General features: G+C 67.9%; 20 protein-coding genes and 1 tRNA gene. 8 read left to right on the top strand and 13 right to left on the bottom strand.

Annotated features, from left to right (window positions below; all coding sequences use genetic code 11):
- Positions 1-20: 20 nt before the first annotated feature.
- Positions 21-1,064: a serine hydrolase gene (locus ON058_RS04915; protein ID WP_274667921.1), complete on the top strand. Its 1,044-nt coding sequence runs from the start codon at positions 21-23 to the stop codon at positions 1,062-1,064.
- Here ON058_RS04915 and ON058_RS04910 read toward each other — a convergent pair.
- The gene (locus ON058_RS04910; RefSeq protein WP_274667920.1) at positions 1,061-1,666 is read right to left on the bottom strand and encodes a helix-turn-helix domain-containing protein; all 606 of its coding nucleotides are present in this window, start codon (positions 1,664-1,666) and stop codon (positions 1,061-1,063) included. The two genes, ON058_RS04915 and ON058_RS04910, sit on opposite strands and share 4 nt — an antisense overlap.
- A 77-nt stretch (positions 1,667-1,743) precedes the next feature.
- On the opposite strand from ON058_RS04910, the gene ON058_RS04905 reads away from it, so the two are divergent.
- On the top strand, positions 1,744-3,177 hold the full coding sequence (locus ON058_RS04905; RefSeq protein WP_274667919.1) for an MFS transporter: 1,434 nt from the start codon (positions 1,744-1,746) through the stop codon (positions 3,175-3,177).
- Positions 3,178-3,245: 68 nt separating this feature from the next.
- Positions 3,246-5,402: an ATP-dependent Clp protease ATP-binding subunit gene (locus tag ON058_RS04900; protein WP_274667918.1), complete on the top strand. Its 2,157-nt coding sequence runs from the start codon at positions 3,246-3,248 to the stop codon at positions 5,400-5,402.
- A gap of 114 nt (positions 5,403-5,516) precedes the next feature.
- On the opposite strand, the gene ON058_RS04895 is transcribed toward ON058_RS04900, so the two are convergent.
- The 7 genes from ON058_RS04895 to ON058_RS04865 all read right to left on the bottom strand — a co-directional run bounded on the left by ON058_RS04895 (position 5,517) and on the right by ON058_RS04865 (position 11,411).
- Positions 5,517-6,257 (bottom strand): ankyrin repeat domain-containing protein, encoded by a 741-nt coding sequence (locus ON058_RS04895; protein WP_274667917.1) that lies wholly within the window; start codon positions 6,255-6,257, stop codon positions 5,517-5,519.
- Positions 6,258-6,449: 192 nt separating this feature from the next.
- Positions 6,450-6,524: transfer RNA gene (locus ON058_RS04890), tRNA-Gln, on the bottom strand.
- Between the two features lie 87 nt (positions 6,525-6,611).
- Positions 6,612-7,697, bottom strand: coding sequence for a hypothetical protein (locus ON058_RS04885; RefSeq protein WP_274667916.1), 1,086 nt, complete (start codon positions 7,695-7,697; stop codon positions 6,612-6,614).
- Positions 7,698-7,788: 91 nt separating this feature from the next.
- Positions 7,789-8,493, bottom strand: coding sequence for an HAD family hydrolase (locus ON058_RS04880; RefSeq protein WP_274667915.1), 705 nt, complete (start codon positions 8,491-8,493; stop codon positions 7,789-7,791).
- Between the two features lie 21 nt (positions 8,494-8,514).
- Complete coding sequence (locus ON058_RS04875) at positions 8,515-9,087, bottom strand: GNAT family N-acetyltransferase (RefSeq protein WP_274667914.1); 573 nt, start codon at positions 9,085-9,087, stop codon at positions 8,515-8,517.
- A gap of 15 nt (positions 9,088-9,102) precedes the next feature.
- Positions 9,103-10,629, bottom strand: coding sequence for a glutamate--tRNA ligase (gene gltX, locus ON058_RS04870; RefSeq protein ID WP_274667913.1), 1,527 nt, complete (start codon positions 10,627-10,629; stop codon positions 9,103-9,105).
- Positions 10,626-11,411, bottom strand: a complete 786-nt coding sequence (locus ON058_RS04865; protein ID WP_274667912.1) for a fumarylacetoacetate hydrolase family protein — start codon at positions 11,409-11,411, stop codon at positions 10,626-10,628. Before ON058_RS04865 ends, gltX begins: the two co-directional genes overlap by 4 nt.
- 65 nt (positions 11,412-11,476) lie before the next feature.
- On the opposite strand from ON058_RS04865, the gene ON058_RS04860 reads away from it, so the two are divergent.
- The 3 genes from ON058_RS04860 to ON058_RS04850 are packed head-to-tail and all read left to right on the top strand — an operon-like array spanning position 11,477 to position 14,026.
- A complete protein-coding gene (locus ON058_RS04860; RefSeq protein WP_274667911.1) occupies positions 11,477-11,965 on the top strand; it encodes a ClbS/DfsB family four-helix bundle protein in 489 nt (162 codons plus the stop codon).
- Positions 11,962-13,044, top strand: coding sequence for a heparan-alpha-glucosaminide N-acetyltransferase domain-containing protein (locus ON058_RS04855; RefSeq protein ID WP_274667910.1), 1,083 nt, complete (start codon positions 11,962-11,964; stop codon positions 13,042-13,044). The genes ON058_RS04860 and ON058_RS04855 overlap by 4 nt, the downstream gene beginning before the upstream one ends.
- 28 nt (positions 13,045-13,072) lie before the next feature.
- On the top strand, positions 13,073-14,026 hold the full coding sequence (locus ON058_RS04850; protein WP_274667909.1) for a hypothetical protein: 954 nt from the start codon (positions 13,073-13,075) through the stop codon (positions 14,024-14,026).
- A 1-nt stretch (position 14,027) separates the two neighbouring features.
- Here ON058_RS04850 and ON058_RS04845 read toward each other — a convergent pair whose 3' ends face one another.
- From ON058_RS04845 to ON058_RS04835, 3 genes are all read right to left on the bottom strand, one after another.
- Complete coding sequence (locus tag ON058_RS04845) at positions 14,028-14,402, bottom strand: DUF2255 family protein (protein ID WP_274667908.1); 375 nt, start codon at positions 14,400-14,402, stop codon at positions 14,028-14,030.
- 134 nt (positions 14,403-14,536) lie between these two features.
- Positions 14,537-14,935 (bottom strand): cupin domain-containing protein, encoded by a 399-nt coding sequence (locus tag ON058_RS04840; protein WP_274668405.1) that lies wholly within the window; start codon positions 14,933-14,935, stop codon positions 14,537-14,539.
- A gap of 17 nt (positions 14,936-14,952) precedes the next feature.
- On the bottom strand, positions 14,953-15,276 hold the full coding sequence (locus tag ON058_RS04835) for a carboxymuconolactone decarboxylase family protein (protein WP_274667907.1): 324 nt from the start codon (positions 15,274-15,276) through the stop codon (positions 14,953-14,955).
- A 150-nt stretch (positions 15,277-15,426) separates the two neighbouring features.
- Between ON058_RS04835 and ON058_RS04830 the strand changes: the two genes are divergently transcribed.
- A complete protein-coding gene (locus tag ON058_RS04830) occupies positions 15,427-16,314 on the top strand; it encodes a helix-turn-helix transcriptional regulator (RefSeq protein WP_274667906.1) in 888 nt (295 codons plus the stop codon).
- Positions 16,315-16,369: 55 nt separating this feature from the next.
- Positions 16,370-17,326, top strand: a complete 957-nt coding sequence (locus ON058_RS04825; RefSeq protein ID WP_274667905.1) for a zinc-binding dehydrogenase — start codon at positions 16,370-16,372, stop codon at positions 17,324-17,326.
- Between the two features lie 26 nt (positions 17,327-17,352).
- On the opposite strand, the gene ON058_RS04820 is transcribed toward ON058_RS04825, so the two are convergent.
- Together ON058_RS04820 and ON058_RS04815 are read right to left on the bottom strand one after the other, a co-directional pair.
- Positions 17,353-18,513 carry an ROK family transcriptional regulator gene (locus tag ON058_RS04820; RefSeq protein ID WP_274667904.1) on the bottom strand — a complete coding sequence of 387 codons (1,161 nt, stop codon included), beginning with the start codon at positions 18,511-18,513 and terminating at the stop codon, positions 17,353-17,355.
- A 21-nt stretch (positions 18,514-18,534) separates the two neighbouring features.
- On the bottom strand, positions 18,535-20,700 hold the full coding sequence (locus ON058_RS04815) for an alpha-galactosidase (protein WP_274667903.1): 2,166 nt from the start codon (positions 20,698-20,700) through the stop codon (positions 18,535-18,537).
- Positions 20,701-20,743: the final 43 nt, after the last annotated feature.

Genomic DNA, 20,743 nt, shown 5'->3' with positions numbered 1-20,743 from the left:
ACACCACCCATGATCAAGGCATGACGCGCTCCGCTACCGACACTCTCACCGACATCGCCTTACGTGCATCCCAGCATCGCCAGACCAATGAAGTGCGGTTCGCGATCAGCGCGCCAGGCTTCCGATGGTCCTACTTGGAAGACGGGGCGCGCGAGCAATACTTCATTGCCTCCATCACCAAGCTCGCCACCGCGGCAATCGTCTTCCAACACATTGAGGAACGCCGGTACTCGCTCGACGCGCCCGTGGCGGCACTACTGCCACCGGAGGACGTGGACGGACTTCCCGGCATGACAACCGACCGTGGCGACAACCCGGTCACCGTCGCGCACCTGCTGGCACACACCTCGGGGATCACTGACTACTTCGAAGCAAAGACAGCGGGCAACGACAACATGCTGACCCGCATTCGCCAGCAAGACCTCAGCTGGGACCGGCGCGAGGCTATCGATCTAGTGCGCGGGCGGCCAGCGCTCAACCCACCGGGGATCACCAAGCGTGCTCACTACTCGGACACCAACTATCAGCTTCTTCAATTGATCATTGAGCGTCACGACGAGCCGTACCCACAGGCTTTCCAGGCCCGGATTGGCGCTCCCCTGGGCCTGCGCGACACCTACGTGTTCTCCCCGGACACACTCGACAGGTTCGCGACCGTCGCACCGTTCAAGGACGGCGACGCTATCTTTGACCGTCCGCGGGCCATGGCATCGTTTGGGGCCGATGGCTCGATCGTGTCGACCACGACAGATCAGCTGCGTTTCATGAAGGGCTACCTGGGTGGCGAGTTGTTCTCTGCCGACCACCTTGCCGCCGCGACGCACACATGGCGGCCGGTGTTCTTCCCGCTGGAGTACGGCCTGGGGATCATGCGGTACCGCATGCCGCGCGCGTTCTCCCCGTTCAGCCCCATGCCACCCTTCATTGGCCATTCGGGTGCGAGTGGCGCGGTGCTTTTCCACGATCCGGACCGGGACCTCACCATCGCAGGTGCCGTCAACCAGTTGCACAACCGTGGGCTCGTCTACCGGATGTTGAGCCGCATGGAGCGCGTGCTGCGTTAGGCCTCGAGGGCCTGTGCTGGGGTGTCGTGGCGGGCGTGGTCTCCGAAGCATCGGTGGCCAGGACCATAGATGCTGAGGATCTCTGCGCTGCGGTCACCGTCAGCGCCGAACCAGTGCGGGATCGTGGTGTCGAACTCGGCTGCTTCTCCGGCCTGGAGGGTCCACTCGTTGTCGCCCACGCGCAAGCGCACGCGCCCGTTGACGACATAGATCCAGGACGACCCGGGATGGGTACGCCTATCCGCTTCCCCCGCGTGGGGCGGCATGACAATTTTGAGTACGTTGATGTCGCTCTCGCGATGATGGAGCGGCACTTCGATCCGGCCGTTGCGGCGGCGTGGGCGTAGGCGCACGCGAGGGTCTCCCACGTGTGGCATGCCCACGAGTTCATCGAGTGGCACGCGGTACGACTGCGCCAATGTCACCAGGAGTTCGAGGGATGGCTTGCGCGCCCCCGATTCGAGGCGGGACAGCGTGCTCACGGAGACTCCTGTCGACGCCGACACGTCTTTGAGCGTCAGACTGTGACGTTGCCTGAGCCGTCGTAGGCGTTCGGGGACGGCATTCATGACGGATTCCGTTACGGGGAACTGGTCGGCCATGGGTCTAGAACATCCCCTGTTTGCTCTTTTGGCAAGTTTCATTGCGCATCGCACTGTGCCGCGCCCAGCATCGTGACATGACCTCTGTTGACGCCGTCCACCGGCAGACCGCTGCGCGCGGCACGCTTAGCCCACTCCTGGCGATGACCCTCGCGATACTCGCGGGAACGCTCGGCATTGCCGTGGCGAACATCGCCCTGCCGGCCATTGCGGCGGACCTGGCCGTGACCACCAGCAGCACCACGTGGGTGGTGTCCTCCTACCTGGTGGCGATGACGGCGGCAACGTTAGTGGCGGGCCGCCTGGGCGACATGTGGGGCGACTCACGGGTGCTCACTGGCGGGCTGACACTGCTTGCCGCCGGGAGCCTGGGGGCCGTGTTCGCCACGTCCCTGCCGCTCTTGATCGCCGCGCGCGCCGTTCAAGGCACAGGCGCTGCCGTGGCCCTGGTGCTCGCGATCGCAGTGGCCAAACGTATTGCCCCCGAGGGCAAGACGGGCAAGGTCTTGGGACTCTTGGGGTCGACCAGCGCGCTGGCCCAGGTGGCGGGTCCGTCGCTCGGTGGCCTCCTGGTGGAGGTGTGGAGTTGGCGCGCGATCTTTGTGCTGTTGACGGTGGTGGCGTGCGGTGCGGCTGGCATTGCATGGAGGCTGGCGCCAGGCCCGGCCGCACATGGAGCTCGCCCCCGCTCCAAGCCGCTTGACACCCGGGCGGCGTCCTTGTTTGCCCTGTCGATCGCCTCGGCGGTCACCGCGATCACGTCGGTGGCGACCTTGCCGTGGCTCGCGGTCGCGATCCTGGGCGGCGTGGCCATGGCTACGGGCGTGTGGGCGTGGCGGGCCGATGCGTCAGCCCAGGCCCGCGGCCGAGCGGCAGTCATTCCACGGGGCCTCATGGGCGCCCCGGGCTTCAGCGTGACGCTGGCGATGAATGCGCTGGTGTGTGGCGCCATGATGGCGATGCTGGTGGTTCCGCCTTACTTCCTGATCGGGGCGGAACTGTCAGCGATGGAAGCGGGCGCCATCATGGCGGTGGGGCCGGCACTTGGGGTGGCGACGGGGTGGCTCGCGGGCCGGCTGGTGGATTCGTGGGGCGCCCGGCCGGTGCGCATGGCGGGGACTGCGCTGGTGGCGCTGGGCTGCGCGGGGATCGCTGTCGCCGTGCCGGTGTGGAGCTGGTGGGGCCTGCTGGTGCCGATGACCCTGCTCACCCCTGGCTTCCAGGCTTTCATGGCCTCTAATACCGCGCTTGCGATGCAGGCTGCTGGCGAGGACCGAGGCGCGGGTAGCGGTGCACTGACCCTGTCGCGAAACGTGGGCCAGGCGCTGGCGACGGCACTGCTCACCGCGATCATGGCGACGCTGGTTCACGTAGGCGGTATCCGCATCGGCTCCCCCACGGTGATGCTGGTGTGCTTTGGTGCGGCGGCGCTGATGGCGGGTATCGCACTACTGCTGCCCGTCTTGGCTCGTCGGCGGCGATTCCTTGCGCCCCAGCAGGTCGTTATGTAAAGTTGAGTGTAGGCGACTCAAGTTGGGTCGCATGTGGCTCACACCAATGTGACCGATAGGAGGACACCATGACTGCCACCCCGCAGGCCCCTGACACTCAGGAGCAGCAATCCGCACTGGAACAGTTCGGACAAGACTTCACCGCGCTCGCCGAGGCAGGCTCACTGGACCCTGTCATCGGTCGTGATGAGGAGATTCGCCGCGTCATGCAAGTGCTGACCCGGCGCACTAAGAACAATGCGGTCCTCATTGGCGAACCCGGCGTGGGCAAGACCGCGATCGTCGAGGGCCTTGCCCAGCGCATCGTTGCTGGCGACGTTCCCGCTTCCCTGAAGGACCGCCGGGTAATCGAGATCGCGATGAGTTCCGTTGTTGCTGGCGCAGCGTTCCGCGGCCAGTTCGAGGAGCGCCTCAAGGCCATCCTTACCGAGGTCGAGCAGGCCGAGGGCCGCATCATTCTGTTTGTGGACGAACTCCACACCATCGTGGGCGCAGGCAAGGCCGACGGCAGCGTCGATGCGGGAAACATCCTCAAGCCCATGCTCGCGCGCGGCAAGCTGCGCATGATTGGCGCGACCACCCTCAACGAGTACCGCGAACACATCGAGACAGACTCCGCCCTGGAGCGCCGCTTCCAGCCCGTGTACGTGGGCGAACCCAGCATTGAAGACACAGTTGCGATCCTGCGCGGCTTGCAAGAGAAGTACGAGGTCCACCACGGCGTGAAGATCACCGACGAAGCGATTGTGTCCTCGGCACGCCTGTCCGACCGCTACATCTCCGACCGCTTCCTGCCAGACAAAGCCGTGGACCTGATCGACGAGGCCACGTCCGCGTTGAAGATGCAGTTGGACTCGATGCCCATCGAACTGGACCGCGCACGCCGTCGCATCATGCAACTGGAGATTGAGCGCACTCAGGTCGCCAAGGACAAGGCCGACGCCGCCCGAGCACGGCGCGATGAGATCGATGCGGAGATTGGGCGCCTGCGTTCGGAATCCGAGGAGCTCAACATGCGCTGGGCACGCGAGAAGGACCTCATTGTGCGGGTCTCCAGCGCCACCGAACGGCTGGAAGGTCTGCGCGGTGAACTGGAACGCGCCGAGCGTTTGGGAGAACTCGAAGCCGCAGGTCGCATTCGTTATGGCGAGATTCCGGCTGCAGAAAAGGAGATGGCCGATGCCCGGGCTCAGTTGGACAGCATTGACCCTGCCGAACGCATGCTCCGTGAGGAGGTGACGGGCGAGGACATTGCGGCAGTGGTCGCGAAGTGGACAGGCGTTCCGGTGGAGAAGCTGCTGACCGACGAGTCGGCCAAGTTGGGCCACTTGGAGGACCGCCTGCATGCGCGGGTGGTGGGCCAGGACACCGCCATCACGAGCGTGGCGGATGCGATTCGCCGTGCGCGTGCCGGCATCGCAGACGAGCACCGTCCCATCGGTTCGTTCTTGTTCCTTGGACCCACAGGCGTGGGCAAAACGGAACTAGCGCGTGCGCTTGCCGAGCAGTTGTTCGACGACGAGCGCGCCATGATCCGCATCGACATGTCCGAGTACATGGAGAGTCACGCGGTGGCACGCCTGATCGGTTCCCCTCCCGGCTATGTGGGCTACGAACAGGGCGGTCAACTGACGGAGGCCGTGCGCCGGCGCCCCTACAGCATCGTCCTGTTTGACGAGGTGGAGAAGGCCCACCCGGATGTGTGGAACGTGCTGTTGCAGGTGCTCGACGACGGCCGCCTCACGGATGGGCGTGGCCGGACCGTGAACTTCACGAACACGATCCTGATCATGACCAGCAACTTGGGTTCGGACAAGGTGCTGGCGTGGGACGGCGTGGACCGGGGTGAACTGGAAGCTCAGTTGCAGTCGGTGCTGAAGAGCGCCTTCCGGCCAGAGTTCCTCAACCGGTTGGACGATGTGGTGATCTTTGACCGGATCGACCCGGAGGCCATGGAAGGAATCGTGGACACCGAGTTGGCGAAGACCTTGGCTCGCATCGCTCAGCAGAAAGGCGTCACTGTCACGGTGGACCAGGCTCTGAGGTCGTCGCTGGCCACGGACGGGTTCGATCCTGCCTTTGGTGCCCGGCCGCTGAAGCGACTCATCCAAACGCGTGTACTCAACGTGCTCGCCAAGGAGATCGTTGACGGTCGCATCGCCGAGGGCGATCATCTCGCGGCGAGTTGGGACGGCAACGCGGTGACGTTGGAGCCGGTCTCCTAACGAACTCGTCGTCACTGTTCCCCACAGCCAAGGGCCGATGCGCTCCTCCGGTGAGGAGCGCATCGGCCCTTGTGCGCGTGGCCACCATCGCGCCACGCGAGTAGGGTGCGACGCTTAGTCGACGCGTTCCGCGCCCAGCTCTTCCAGGAGCGCGATGACGCCTGTGGCGTCGAACTCGTAGGCCTCACCCAGAAGGGTCTGACCTTCGAGGTCCGTGTGGTTGTAGTCCGCGCCAATGTCGATCAAGTACTGGGCCGCGGCAACCTGGTCAGACTCGGCCGCAAAGAACAGCGGGTTGGCGCCGTACATGGGGTTGACCAGGTCCGGGTCAGCGCCGGAGTCCACCATGGCCTGCAACGCGTCGACGGAGTCATTGCGTGCGGCGAGGTGCAGGGGCGAAGCGTTGTAGATGCTTTCGTCGAACTGTTCGGGGTCTGCACCTGCGTCAAGCAGGAGTTGGGTGGTCTCTGCGCTGGCCTGGTTGAGGCCCGCCGTGTGCAGCGAGTTGTAGCCGATCGCGTCGGTCGCAGCAGCGTCCGCACCTGCAGCGATGAGCGCCTCCACGATCTCGGTGTGGTCGCCTGTGATAGCCATGCGCAGGGGCGTGAACCCCAGCCCAAAGTCGGCCTCAGGGTCAACGCCGCCTTCGATAAGCGCGTCAACGAGAGCGGTGTTGCCGTCGCCGATGGCCTGCTCCAGCTGCTCATCCAGGGGCGCGTCGGTCACAGTGGCGGCTTCTACGGTTGCCTCGGTGTCCGCTCCCCCGTCGCTGGCGTTGTCGCCGTCGGCCGAGCAGGCGGTCAAGGCCACTCCCACGGCGGCGAGCCCCGCCACCAGTCCTATCCGAATCTTCATCGTTGTCCTCCCGTGTTGGTGGGGCGCGATCTGCGCTTGCAGAGTTTCCTAACGCCGTTTCCAAACACTGTTATACAACTCCGATGCGGCAACGCGCAATCCTGAAGTTGAGAACGCGCGACTCACGCCGCCGCGGGGACCAGCGCGCCGTCCGGGCAAGAAAAAAGACCCGCCGCAGCGGGTCTTCTTCACTGGCTGGCCTACCTGGACTCGAACCAAGACTAAAGGAACCAGAAACCTTCGTGCTGCCAATTACACCATAGGCCAGTGCGGTCGTGGGGTATCCCCGACCGGCGCATAACTCTACCCCGCAAGTGCCCAATCTTCCAAAACGAGGTCCCGGGCACCGCCTTGTCAGTCCCAGTAAACCTCTGCCAAGGTTTCCGCCGTCACGTAGTCCGCCCCAATGAGAGCGTTGCAGGCCGGCGCAAGCCCGTCCATCACGGTAGCCAGGTCACTCGCCGACCCCCACGGCATTCGCACTCCCGCAGAGATCGACAACGGGCCACACGCAATCACATCGACCCTGGTGAGGTAGGAGCCCACGCCCATCACTTCCTCGGGTTCACCCACCCGCAACGCCACCGCACGCCCATTGGCCAGCACTCCCGTGGACTGTGCGAAGTCATCGGCACGGGTAGTCGCCACCGGCACCCACGGCTCCTGTGCGTAGAGCGCCGACTCCACCACTTCCAATGCGCCCGCCCAGTAGTTGAAGCTGTCGGGCCGCGTCACGGAAGGCTGCTGCCTGTCGACCCGCAGCAGCGCCATTAGATGCGTCACTTCCGCGGGATGACCGCGGACCCACACCTGCTCTGCCACGGTGGCCCGAAAGTGCCGGTCCTGACGTGCTTGCGCCACCAAGTCACCTACCAACGCCTCATTCCCGGTGTCGATGATGCGCACCGACACCGGGCAGTTCTTCGTGCCCGGGACTGTTTCGTCCACCGTTCCGTACGTGGACAGGTACAGGTCAGGCTGACGCAGCATGGGCACCGGGTTGGCTCGGCTCATCGGCATGGGGGTCAGCCCCAGAAAGTTCGCCACGCGTGCCAGCGACTCTTCCTGGTCCACAATCCGCGGCTCGTATGGGAAACCCTCGTCTGCCGAACACCGTGCGGCCGCGAGCCTGCCCTGGAACTCCGCATACGCCACCGCTGTCACGGCACGCGCATCGGCCGCCGTCACTGCGTTCGTGTGCTCCGGTATGGGCTCATCGTCGTCCGCGCCCGCCAGGACCACTCCCACCGCGAGCGCAAGCGCTACACACGCCCCCAGCGCCAGTACACGTGCCTTGGCGCGGCCACGCGGCGGTTCACCCGACGGATCGCGTCCCGCACCTTCGCCGTTACTGTCTGGAGGCTGCGCCTGCGGGCGTTGCCGTCTGTGCCGTCCGCGTTCAGGCCGCGGCGGTTCCACCGGCACATACTCCTCAGCCATCACCGCCTCCGGGCGCGGGATCCTCAGCCTTTCCAGGCTACGTCCGCTCCGCCGCCACCGCTAGGGCATGTCGCGAGCCACCGCGAGACGGCTACAGGTGATCGAGCAACCCCAACAAGCCACTGATGCGGACGGTCCCCGCAGGCGCCTCACCGTGGCCTGCACGTCGCGTTCCAGGACGGTCCAGCCACACCCCATGCAATCCAGCAGCGTGGGCACCACCGGCATCGAGATCAGGCTCGTCCCCCACATACGCCGTCACTGCCGGCTCCACCGCCAACAGCCGGCAACCCTCCACAAAAACCCGCGCATCGGGCTTGCCCACGCCAAAGGTGTCCACCCCCACGAGCATCGGCACTCGTTGTAGGCCACACGCCGCAAGTTTGAGCACCTGATAGTTGAAGTCCGCATTGGAGACCGCCCCGTACGGGATCCCCCTGGCGTCGAGTTCGTCCAGCAGCGCTGCGGAGTCCTCGAACGCGTGCCAGCCCTCACGGAAGTGGCGCTCGAATCCCGCATCCCAGATGTCGTACGCCTCATCGTCGAGGTGCGGCCCACCAAACGCCGCGTGGAGTTCGATCGCGCGGCGTTTGCGCTGCTCCCGGTGCGTCATTTCGCCGCGGGTGTGCGCGCGGTACCAGCCGCTGCGATCTTCGCGCCAATGCGCCAGCACCTCTTCGGGGTCTGCCCCCGCATCCAGGTACTCGTCTGCGACCCGCAACAGCGCGTGGCGGAACGCGCCACGGGTGTCCACGAGCGTGTCGTCTATATCAAGCAGCACGGCCTCAATGGCCATAGAAGTCACCTTCCGGAGCGGTCAGCGGCGGGCCAACGCCATCGTGATCCAGGACTCGCCGTCTTCTTCGTAGCGGTCCGTTTCGGTAAAGCCCAACGTGGCGTAGGACGCTCGCGCCCGCGTGTTCCGCTCCAACACGTCGAGCGTCACCTGGTTGAGCTGCAGGTCAGTGAACGCGTGTGTGAGCAGCACTTGAGCGGCTTCCGTCCCCAGTCCACGGCCGTACCAGCGGGGACCGCGCAACGCGATGCGAAAGTTGGCGCTTCGACGGTCCACGTCGTACTCGTTGAGCACTACCTCGCCCGCGAAGTCTCCCGTGGCCTTCTCCACGACCACCAGGTCCAACCGGTCGGGTGCAGTCGCACGGGTGTCGACCCACTGCTCGATCTGTTCACGCGCAAAGGTGGTCCGAGTGGCCGTGAGGTCGTTGCCCTCGGCATCGTTGACCATCTCCCACACCGCATCGGCGTCCGCAGGGTCGCCGGTGGTGTCAGTGACGGCACGCGGCACATACGGACGGAGCGTCACAGCCTTGCCGGGCAGAGTGGGTTTGGCCCACATTCCCAGGTCTGGCTCGTGACGCTCCGCCGTCATGATGGTGTGCCGCGTCTAGTTGGCGAGTGAGTCGCGCAGACGCTGCAAGCGGTTGAGCGAGTGTTCGCGGCCCAGGATCTCCATGGACTCGAACAGCGGCGGCGAGATCTGGCGGCCGGTCACCGCGACTCGCAACGGCCCAAAGGCAAAGCGGGGCTTAATCCCCATCTCTTCGACCAGGACTGCCTTGAGTGCTTCCTGCTGAGCCTCCGGCCCAAAGTCGTCCAAGCCGCTCAGCACCCGGATCGCGGCGTCAAGTACCTCGACCGCGTTGTCCGGCAGCTTCGCGAGCGCCTTCTCGTCGTAGGTGACGGCAGCATCGTCGATGAAGAAGAAGCCCAGCATGGCGGGCGCTTCTCCGAGCAACTGAATGCGGGTCTGGACCAGGGGTGCGGCCTCGGCGAGGGTCTGCTCTTCGTGCGGCTCCAGCTCGCGAGTGTCACCGGAGGACAGGAAGCCGGCCTCGTACAGGTAGGGCACGGTTCGCGCCACGAACTCGCCCACGGGCAGCAGGCGAATGTGGTCCGCGTTGATGGCCTCGGCCTTCTTGAGGTCGAAGCGCGCCGGCGTGGGCGTGACGTCCGAGATGTCGAAGGCCGCCACCAGCTCGTCCGGCGTGAACACGTCCCGGTCGGGACCGATCGACCAGCCCAGCAGCGACAGGTAGTTGAGCAGCCCCTCGCGGATGAAGCCGCGGTCGCGGTGCAGGAACAGGTTCGACTCCGGCGCACGCTTGGACAGCTTCTTGTTGCCCTCGCCCGTGACCATCGGCATGTGCGCGAACTGCGGCACCTGCTCGGCGATCCCCAGGTCGACCATCGCTCGATACAGCGCGATCTGGCGCGGCGTCGATGACAGCAGGTCCTCGCCGCGCATGACGTGGGTGATGCGCATCAGCGCGTCGTCGACCGGGTTGACCAGCGTGTACAGCGGCACGCCGTTGCCACGCACGATCACGAAGTCCGGGATCGAGCCGGCCGGGAACGTCACCTCTCCGCGGATGAGGTCGGTGAACGTGATGTCCTCGTCCGGCATGCGCACGCGGATGACCGGCTGGCGGCCTTCGGCACGGTAGGCGGCCTTCTGGTCCTCCGTGAGGTCGCGGTCGAACCCGTCGTAGCCGCGCTTGGGGTCGCGGCCGGCCTCGCGGTGGCGCGCCTCCACCTCCTCGGGCGTCGAGAAGGACTCGTAGGCGTAGCCGCCCTCGAGCAGGCGGCGTGCGACGTCCATGTGAAGCTCGTGGCGCTCGGACTGGCGGTACGGCGCGTAGGGACCGCCCACCTCGGGGCCCTCGTCCCAGTCGAGTCCCAGCCAGCGCAGCGCGTCGAGCAGCTGCTCGTAGGACTCCTGCGAATCGCGCTCCGCGTCCGTGTCCTCGATGCGGAACACGAAGGTCCCGCCGTGGTGACGGGCGTGCGCCCAGTTGAACAGCGCGGTGCGGATCAGACCCACGTGCGGCGTGCCCGTGGGCGACGGGCAGAACCGGACGCGGACCTCGCTCGTGGCGCCGTCCACAGCGGCGCTCTCGACGGCGGCGGTCATCGGCGGATCACCGGGTTGCGCAGCACACCCAGCCCTTCGATCTCGATCTCCACGATGTCAGCGTGGTTGAGCTTGGTCACCCCGGACGGCGTGCCGGTGAGGATGACGTCGCCTGGAAGCAGCGTGGTCACCTCGGAGGCCATGGACACCGCGTGCGCGACGTCACGGATCATGTCCTTGGTGTTGCCGTTCTGGGTGAGCTCGCCGTTGATACGCGAGCTGATCACAGCGTCGTCCGTGTCGAGGTCCGTCTCGATCCATGGGCCCAGCGGCAGCGACGTATCGAAGGCCTTGGCGCGAAACCACTGATCCTCGGCGCGCTGCAGGTCACGCGCGGTGACGTCGTTCGCGCAGGTGTAGCCGTAGATGTACTGCTCGGCGTGCTCGGGTGCGACGTCCTTGCACAGGCGACCGATCACCACGGCGAGCTCCGCCTCGAGCTGCACGTCGTCGGAGTACGAGGGCAGCACGATCGGGTCGTCCGGCCCGATCACCGCAGTGTTGGGCTTGAGGAAGATGATGGGCACCTCGGAGGCCGGCCCGCGGTGCGGGATCTCCTTGGCGTGGGCCTCGTAATTCTTGCCCAGGCAGATGGCCTTCGAGCGAGGGATCACCGGCGCGAGCAGCCGCACATCGTCGGTGAGCTTGATGCGCTCGTCCGTCACCTCCCCCGGCGTGTACATCGGGTCGCCGGTGAGGACCACCAGCTCCTCGTTCCCTGGCTCTCCGTCGACGACCGCGTAGCGCGGCTCGTCGCCCGTCGTGAATCTGGCGATACGCATGGGCTCCAGCGTAGTGGCCGGGCAGTGCTGTCGCCGCCGGGGGCGGCCGCCGTACGATGCGAAGCATGGAGACGGGCCCCAGCAGCGCCGATGCGGTGATCGCGGACGGCGACGCTCGCTTGGCAGCATTGCTACGACACGCCGACGCACTGCCGGACCATGCGGTCGCGCCCGACTTCGCGGGCGACAGGGTTGCGGACGTGCTGGCACATCTGCACGGCTGGCACCTGCTGTTCCTCGGCTGGATCGACGACGAGGCAGCGGGGGCTGAGCCCGGGGCGCCCCCTCCGGGCCACACCTGGGAGCGACTCGCGGAACTGAACGCGGCAATTCTCGCCCAGCACTCGCATCGCACGTATGCCGAGCTGCGCGAGCTCCTGGTCGCTTCTCACGGGCGCATGGTGGAGGCTGTGCGCGCTCTCGACGACGACCGGCTGTTCGATCCGCAGGCGCGCCCGTGGACCGGTGGCCCATCTCTGGGCAGGGTCGCGCACGAGTGCCTAGGAGACCACTACGCGTGGGGCGAGGAGGCGCTGGGCCAGTGCGCGGTATGAGCGCTGTCGCCAGTTCGACGCGCATCGACGGACTGGACGTCGCGCGCGCCGTGGCAGTGCTGGGCATGTTCGCGGCGCACCTGGGCAACGACGGTGTGCACGGGCCCACCGCAGGCGCCTGGCCGTGGCTGCTCGCGTCGCACGGCTTCCCCTCAGCGCTGTTCGCGGTGCTCGCAGGGGTGTCGATGACGCTGATGCTGACGCGTCGGGGCGCGGTGGCGGCCGTCGACGTCGATGATCTGACGCTCGGACGGACTCGCGTCCGGATCGCCGTCCGCGGCGGGCTGCTCATCATGCTCGGCCTCTTCCTCGAACTCTTCGAGGCGCCGATCGCGATCATCCTGCACCACCTGGGGCTGATGTTCCTGCTCGCGCTGCCGGTGCTCCGATGGCGCACGCGGTGGCTCGTCTCTCTCGCCGTGGTGCTCGCGCTGACGGGCGGCTGGATCACGCGCACGCTGGACGGCTGGGCTGCCAATGCGGGCATCAGCGATCTGCCGCTGATGGACACGCTGTGGGACGGCAGCTATCCGGCCGCGACGTGGATGACCTACATCCTCGCAGGGCTCGTGGTGGGCCGAGCGGACCTGAGGTCGCGGGTCGCCACTGCGTGGCTCGGCGGACTGGGGGTCGTGATCCTCACGGCGACGAGCGTCGCTGCCGTGATGCTGCGCGACGCGTGGGGCGAGAACCCGGAGTGGCTGTCCTCGCAGGACCACTCGTTCACCCCGGTCGAGGCCGGGCGCAACATCGGGGCGTCGCTGGCGGTGATCGCGATGTGCCTCGCAGTGGCGCGGCTCGCACCGCGGCTCACCTGGCCCCTCCAGGCGACGGGCGCGATGGCGCTCACGCTCTACACCCTGCAGGTGCTGGTCATCACCATCGTGGGCGACTGGACGGTGCGCGAGCCGGTCAACTCCGCGCTGGTCGCGCTGTGGCTCGGCTCGATCGCGTTCGCGAGCGCCTGGAAATACTGGGTGGGGCCGGGGCCGCTCGAGCGGGTGCTGACGGTGATGTCGAGCGAGACCGCGGACGCGTGGGAGGACGCGCGTTCGCGCCGCGACGCGCGGTCGCGCTGACGCGAGGCGGCGGGCCTACGCTCGTCTCATGGAGCGCGCTGTCGAGGATTGGCTGATCGCCGGCGACCCCGCCGTGCGCTGGCAGGTGATGCGCGACCTGCTGAACGCCCCCGCGGAGGACGTCGCCGTGGAGCGCGCGAAGGTGGTCCACGAGGGTTGGGGCGCGGCGCTGATGGCCGCGCGCGATCCGGACGGTGGCTGGGCGCGCGCGGCCTTCTGGCCCGAAGGCTTCACGCCCGAGGACTGGCAGCGCGAGGGCCAGCCATGGACCGCCAGCTTCCCCGTCCTGATGCTGCTGAGAGACCTGGGTGCCGTGCCCACGGACCCCGCCCTCGCATCGGCCCTCGACGCCGTGGAAGCGTGGGTGGTGTGGGAAGAGGGCGGCCAGCCCTTCTTCCGCGGGGAGGTCGAGCCGTGCATCAACGGCCGCGTGCTGGCGCTGTGCGTGTGGGCGGGGCGCGACGCCGGACCCATCGTCGAGCGCCTGCTGTCCGAGCAGCTTCCCGACGGCGGCTGGAACTGCGAGGTCGAGCGCGGCGCGACGGTATCGAGCTTCGACACCACCATCAACGTGCTCGAGGGACTCTCGGCGTATCGCGATGCCGCGGAAGCCCCGGCACTCATCGACGAGGCGATGCGCGCCGGCGAGGAGTACCTGCTCTCACGGAGCCTCTTCCGGCGGCGCTCCACCGGTGAGGTCATCGATCCGGCGTACCTCGAGCTGTCCTACCCGCCGCAGTGGCACTACGACGTCCTCCGCGCGCTGGACTACCTGCGTGATGCGGACCGCGCGCCGGACCCCCGTGCCGCCGAGGCCATCGAGGTGATCCGCTCCAAGCGCCTGCCCGATGGCCGCTGGCCTCTCGAGCGGGTCCCGCGCGGCCGCACCCACGTGGATCTCGAGCCGGTGGGCGAGCCCAGCCGCGTCATCACACTGCGCGCCCTGCGCGTGCTGCAGTGGTGGGACCAGGCGCGCGCATGACTCAGTCGCGCGGGTCGATGCGCACAGTGGCCGCCTGTGTCCTCTCGGACACCATGGGCGGCAGGTACTGGCTGTCCGCGTACTTGGCGCGGTAGGCGGCGTCGATCGCCCCGGTGAGGGACGCATCGGCCGGAGTGAAGGTGACCTCCACCGTGTGGCCGCCGGCGCGAATGCGTCCGGCGCCCTGCGCCATCGCCGACTGGTGCCAGCGCGAGCGCACGCCGTTGTAGGCGCGCACGTAGAGGTTGCCGTCGACCACCACGGACCAGATCCAGGTGGGCGTGCCGTAGGTGGTGCCGTCCTCGCGGAACGGCGAGATGTGAAGGTCGTCCGTCGCGGCGATGTCCGCGAGAACGTCCTGGTTCCAGTCAGTCATGGTGTCTCCTTGTCGAGTCTGGTGGGCCTGGTGAGCCGATGCGGTCACAGGCTGGGGTCGGTGAAGCGGTGAAGACCGCACGAGATCAACGTCCCGCATCCGTGCGATGGTGCGGGTCCGATACGTGGCGAACGTCAGCGGCCCAGTTCGGCGTCGCTGACGTGCTCCTTCCAGACCGTGGTGGTGGCCGGGTCCTCGCCGTTCTCGAGGATCGCGAGGTGCTCCATGAAGGAGTCCTCGGCCGCGGCGTGCCAGTGGTCTTCGCCCGGGGGCGTGAAGATGGTCTGGCCAGGGCGAACCTCGACGATGTTGCCGTCGCGGTCGCCGAAGTAGGCGACGCCCTCGGTCACGTGGCAGTACTGCCCGCGCGCGTGCGAGTGCCAGGCGGTGCGGGCGCCGGGCGCGAAGCGGACCTTCGCGACCACCGAGCGCTGCTGGTCGCCCATCGGGTAGGCGACCATGTCGACCCACACGTCGCCCGCGAACTGCTCGGGCGGGTTCTTCATGGATCCAGGGACCTGGAGGAAGCTCATGCTCATGGTGGTGCTCCTTACCTGGCGAAGATCTGCTGGGCGACGGTGAGCGCGGACACGGCCCGCGGCCATCCGGCATAGAACGCGACGTGGGTGATCGCCTCCTTGATCTCGTCCTCGGTGAGACCGTTGGCGAGGCCCATGGGAATGTGTGCGTGCAGCTGCTCGGTGTTGCCTGCGGTGACGAGGCTGGTGACCGTGATGAGGCTGCGGTCGCGCGGCGACAGCTCCTCGGTGCGGGACCAGACCTTCCCGAACAGGACGTCGTCCGTGAGCTCCACGAACGTGGGCGCGAAGTCGCCCATCATCCTCTGCATCGGGGTCTGCTGCTCGTCCGTCATGTCATGCTCCTTGCTCAAACCGGGTGGCGGTGTCTCCGTCCCTGGCGTCAACACCCAGTCCACACCCGTTCATCCGCGTCTGCCAGGTGCTGTCAGAGGTACCCCTCGCAGTACCTCCCTCGCTGGGGAGCGACGACGTACCGTGGACGCATGACAGCACGTGAAGAGGTTCGCGAGTTCCTGGTGACTCGCCGCGCCAAGGTCACTCCCGAGATGGTGGGCCTGCCCACGGTCGGCAGCCGTCGTGTCCCCGGCCTCCGTCGAGGGGAGGTCGCGGTCCTCGCGGGCGTGAGCGTCGAGTACTACACCAAGCTCGAACGCGGCGACCTGCGCGGGGTGTCGGACGAGGTGCTGGAAGCCATCGCCTCGGCCCTGCGCTTCTCCGAGGCCGAGCGCTCCCACCTGTTCGATCTCGCGCGTACCGCGAACGCGGGCACCCGCGCGCGTCGCCGTCCCGGAGCATCGACCTCCATCCGTCCGAGCCTGCTCCACCTGGTGGACTCGGTGTCCACAGGTGCCGCCGTGCTCGGAGACCCGCGCAGCACCATCGTCGCCACGAACGACCTCGCACGCGCCCTCTACGACCCGCTGTACAAGGCTCAGGGCGACAGCGTGAACTATGCGCGCTACATCTTCCTGGACCCCAGCTCACGGCAGTTCTATCCGGACTGGGACACGATCGCGGACTCCGCGGTCGCCAGCCTGCGCACCGTCGCGGGCCGCAGCCCGTTCGACAAGTCGATCACGGACCTCGTGGGCGAGCTGTCCACCCGGTCCGAGCACTTCCGGACCCTGTGGGCGCGCCATGACGTGCGCCTGCACATCGAGGGAATCAAGCGCGTGAACCACCCGGCGGTGGGTGTGATCGAACTCGAGTACAACACTCTGACGCTGCCCGCCGACCCTGACCTGGGACTCACGATCTACACGGCGGCCCCGGGCTCAGAGTCCGCGGAGAAACTGCAGCTCCTGGCGAGCTGGTGGGCGTCCGAGAAGACGTCGCGTGCGGCCCACCTCGAGACCGACGCCCGCTCCTGACCCCCTGCCGGCACCCGGCGGCCGGCCCCCATTCCTACCGCCTCTGGAGGCATCCATGACCACCATGCGCGCGTATGTCGCATCGCCCGAGACCGACGTCCCCCAGATCGCGGAGCGTCCCGTTCCCACGCCCGCCGGCGACCAGGTGCTGGTGCGCGTCGAGGCGGTCGCGCTCAACAACGCGGACCTGTCCCCCGCGAGTGACACCTTCGTCCCGGGCTTCGAGTTCGCCGGCGAGGTGGTCGCGACCGGTGACGACGCGGATGCGAACCTGGTCGGCACGCGCGTGATGGGCATCGCGCCCGCCGCCTTCGCGGAGTACGTCGTGGCGCATCGCCGTCACCTGCTGCCGGTGCCGGACGGCGTCGAGTCTGACGCCGCCGCGACGCTGCCCACCGGGCTGATGACCGAGCACGGCGCCATTCGGCGCGCAGGGATCGCGGCCAGCGACTCGGTGCTGGTGACCGCCGCGACGTCAGGCATCGCGATGCTCGGGATCCAGGAACTGCGAGCCCTGGGCGTCGGCACCATCATCGGCACCACCCGCACGCCCGAGCACCGTGAGTCCGTGCTCGCGGCTGGTGCGGACCACGTCATCGTCACCTCGGGGTCGGACCTGGCGACGGCAGTCCGAGACCTCACCGACGGCACGGGCGTCGATGCGGTGCTGGATCACGTGGGCGGCGCCGGCCTCGCCGAGGCGATCCGCGCCGCGCGCCAGGGTGGCACGGTCGTGTCGGTGGGCCGGCTGGGCGGCGCCACCGCGGAGATCGATCTGTTCGAGCTCGCGCGCCAGCGGGTCACGCTGCGGTCCGTCTCGTATGGGCTCACCCCGCCCGAGGTGATCGGCGACCTCATGGACGGCGTGCGTGAGCAGGTGCTGCCAGCCGTTGCTTCGGGCGCGATCGCTCCGCCACTGGATCGGACGTTCGCCTTCGAGGATCTCGAGGAGGCCTTCGCGCGTCTCAAGGGTTCCGCGGGGCACGGGAAGGTCGCGCTGCGGCTGACGTAGTCTCCGCTCGCGGCGCCTGCGGCCCGTCAGCTCTCTGCGTCCTCCAGCAGTCCGCGGAGCGATGCCTGGATCGCGACAGTGGCGGCTCCACGGGCCCACCGCGTGAAGTCCGAATGGTCGATGCGGAGCTCGAGTTCGTGCGCGTCGGGATCGCGATCCTGGCGCAGCTGCCGTCGCACATCGTGCTCCGCGGCGTCCAGGAGCGCGATGCCGTCGCCTCCCACCACGACCACGTCCACCATGGCGAGGTCCGCGACGAGCGCGAGCAGACGACCCAGCGCGCGCGCGGCGCCGTCCACAATCTCTGCGCACGCACGGTCGCCTTCGCGGGCGAGGTCGAGGATCTCGCTGAACGCGGTGGGACGCCGCAGTGCCACCGTCGCCTGGGCTTCGAGGCTCGGGATGGACAGCACCGCAGTTGCGCATCCGCGATGGCCTGCCGCGCACGGGATGCCGTGGCCCTCGAGCGGGATGTGCCCCGCCAGGCCCAGGCCGCTGTCGCGAGTGCGGATCACCTGACCGTGTCGCACGAGGCCCAGACCGACGCCTGCACCGATCGTCACGACCGCGAAGTCGTCGAGCCCACGCGCGGCCCCGAACCAGTGCTCACCTGCGGTGAGCGCCGAGACGTCGTTGTCGATCACGACCGGCACGCCAAGCCGCTCCTCGAGCATGCTCGCGAGCGGCGTGCCCCGCCAACCCAGGAAGGGAGCGCGGTCGACAGTGCGTCCGTCCACCGCGCTGCCACCCAGAGACAGGCCCACGTAGGCGAGCTCGCCGGGATCGATCAGCTCGCGGATCAGCCCGGCCGTCACATCCGCGACCTGCTCCGGGTCGTGCGAGTCCAGAGTGCCGCTCTTGGAGGCGAGCTCGTGGGCGAGCATGTCGGTCACTACCGCGATGACCTCGTCGCCCGTGAGCTTGGCCCCCACGTACGTGCGCCCGCCCGGAACGCCGCTCAGTGGACGCGACGGACGGCCCGGTCCTTCGAGCGCTTCGGAGCTCTCCTGCACGAGTCCGCGATCGATGAGCGGCTTCACCGCTCGAGTCATGGTCGACTGCGACACCGCGAGGCGCGTCGCAAGCTCCGTCCTCGAGACGGGACCGTGCACGAGGATCGCCGAGAGCGCCGCGAGCTCGACGTCTGCGCCGCGACTGCCGCGCGGTTCCACGCTCGTAGTGATCACCTGGCGCCTCCGATCTGCGCTTCAGGATGCCACAGGCGGCGCAACCGTCTGGTCAGCATCGACACGATCGATGACGACCACGATCGCCTGCTCCGGCCAGAGCACCGGCGCGCGAAGGCCTACCTGCGCCAACGCACGACCCGTGGTGTGGACGCCTGCCATCCAGGCTGGCCCGCGACGCTGCACCGCCTGAGCCGGCTCGAACTCGACCGCGGCGACGCGGTACACGGCGTCGGGATCGAGCCCGGGAATGCGGAACGCCGCCGGCGAGGTGCCCGAGGCTGTGGCGCACTGCGCGTAGGCGAACACGGCCGACGACCGGTCCTCGCCGATGACGCCGTGCGCCAGAGCGCTCGGGTCTGGGTGGTCCACCCGGACCGTCCGACCACTGTGCAGGAGGGATCGACGCTCCCGGTAGAACGCCGTCCAAGCACGGAGCGCCTCGAGCTCGTCGTCGGTCGCCTCGAGAATGTTCCACTCGATCCCTGCGTGTCCGAACAGCGCCGTGACCGCGCGGAACTGGACGCCGTGGCGTCGTCCGGAGCTGTGAGAGATCGTGGGGCCCACGTGGCTGCCGAGCAGCTCCGGGGGGATCATCACGCTGGTCCAGCGCTGGATCTGCTGACGTTCGAGCGGGTCGTTCTGGTCCGAGGTCCAGAACCTGTCCGCGTGCATCGCCATGCCCAGGTCGATCCTGCCTCCGCCCGAGGCGCACGACTCGATCTCGAGACCGGGGTGGCGCGACTTGAGCTCGTCGAAGAGGCGATAGATCGCCTCGGTCTGGCGACGCACCGCCGGCACGCCGTCGTGGCCCGGGTCGACGAGCATCCGATTGTGGTCCCACTTGATGTAGTCGACCCCGCTGTCCGCCACGACCGCAGAGACCTGCTCCAGGACGTGAGCGAAGGCATCCGCGTGGGTCAGGTCGAGCACCAGCTGGTGCCGGGCCAGTGGAGGCACCCGCCCCGAGACGTGGAGGATCCAGTCAGGATGTGCGCGATACAGGTCTGAGTCGGGGTTCACCATCTCCCCCTCGAACCACAGACCGAACTGCATCCCCAGTGCGTGCACGCGGTCCGACAGGGGCCGCAGCCCCTCGGGCCAGACCTCAGCGGAGACCGTCCAGTCCCCCAGTCCCGACCAGTCGTCGCGACGGCTGCCGAACCAGCCATCATCGAGGACGAAGCGCTCGACACCCACGGACGCAGCACGCTCCGCCAGCCGCGTCAACGTGCCGAGGTCATGGTCGAAGTACACCGCCTCCCAGACATTGAGCGTGAGCGGCCGGGGAGTCGCTGGATGAGACGGACGCGAGCGCAGCCATGCGTGCGAGCGTGCGCCCATGCCGTCGAGCCCATCGGCCGAGTACACCGCGGCCACCGTGGGGCACCGGTAGACCGCACCGGGCTCGAGCTCCGCCTCACCAGGCTCGATCAGCTCACCGACACCGAGCGTGGCACGTCCGGTCGCGGCACGTTCCGCCGCATGGATGGAGCCGCCGCTCCACAGGAGCGACATCCCCCAGACCTCACCCGACTGGAAGCTCACGTTCTCCGTGAGCGCGCACTGCACGATCGTGCCGTCATGACCTGGCCGCCCTTCGCGGCTCTCGCGCAAGCGGAGGCCTGGGGCGAACGGCATGCGGTGGGGCTGGCGCTCGCGCAGCCACCGGCCCGAGAAGTCGAGCGTCTCGATCGCACGGTCCGGGACGGGGAGCCAGACGAGCAGCTCGTCCAGCGTGTACACGGTCGCGCCCTCGTTCGTCAGGCTCATGTCGACCAGCAGCACGCCCTCCGCCGTGAGCGTGAAGGTCTGCTCGACGCTCACCTCGAGGGCCGTGTCCCGCAGGAACACGGAGACCGTCCTGTCGGTGCTGTGGACATCGACGACGGCGAACAGCGGGGAGAACCCCGTCGCGCCTCGGTGCCCCCGGATCGCGGGCCGGCCCATGAAGCCGCGGGCCGCCTCGCGCATCAGGCCTGGATCCACGGGCTCGTCGAGGTCGTTGTGCGGAATCGCAGGTGTCCTCATCGCGCGCAGCGCCTCGGGCGAGATGTCGCCCAGCGGTGCGCCCCAGTGCAGCACGGCTGGGTAGCCTGCGCTGACGTCGAGGATGAACTCGACGCCGTCGGCGCGAAGCGTCGACACGCTGTCACGGTCAGTGCGCGTGAGATCGGTGGCGGTCATGACCTGGTCCTCTCGAAAGTGGGGAGAGGTGGCCGGGCATCTG

The organism is Demequina sp. B12, from assembly GCF_028823635.1.
Taxonomy (GTDB): Bacteria; Actinomycetota; Actinomycetes; order Actinomycetales; family Demequinaceae; genus Demequina.
This window is presented reverse-complemented; position numbering and strand designations above follow the sequence as displayed.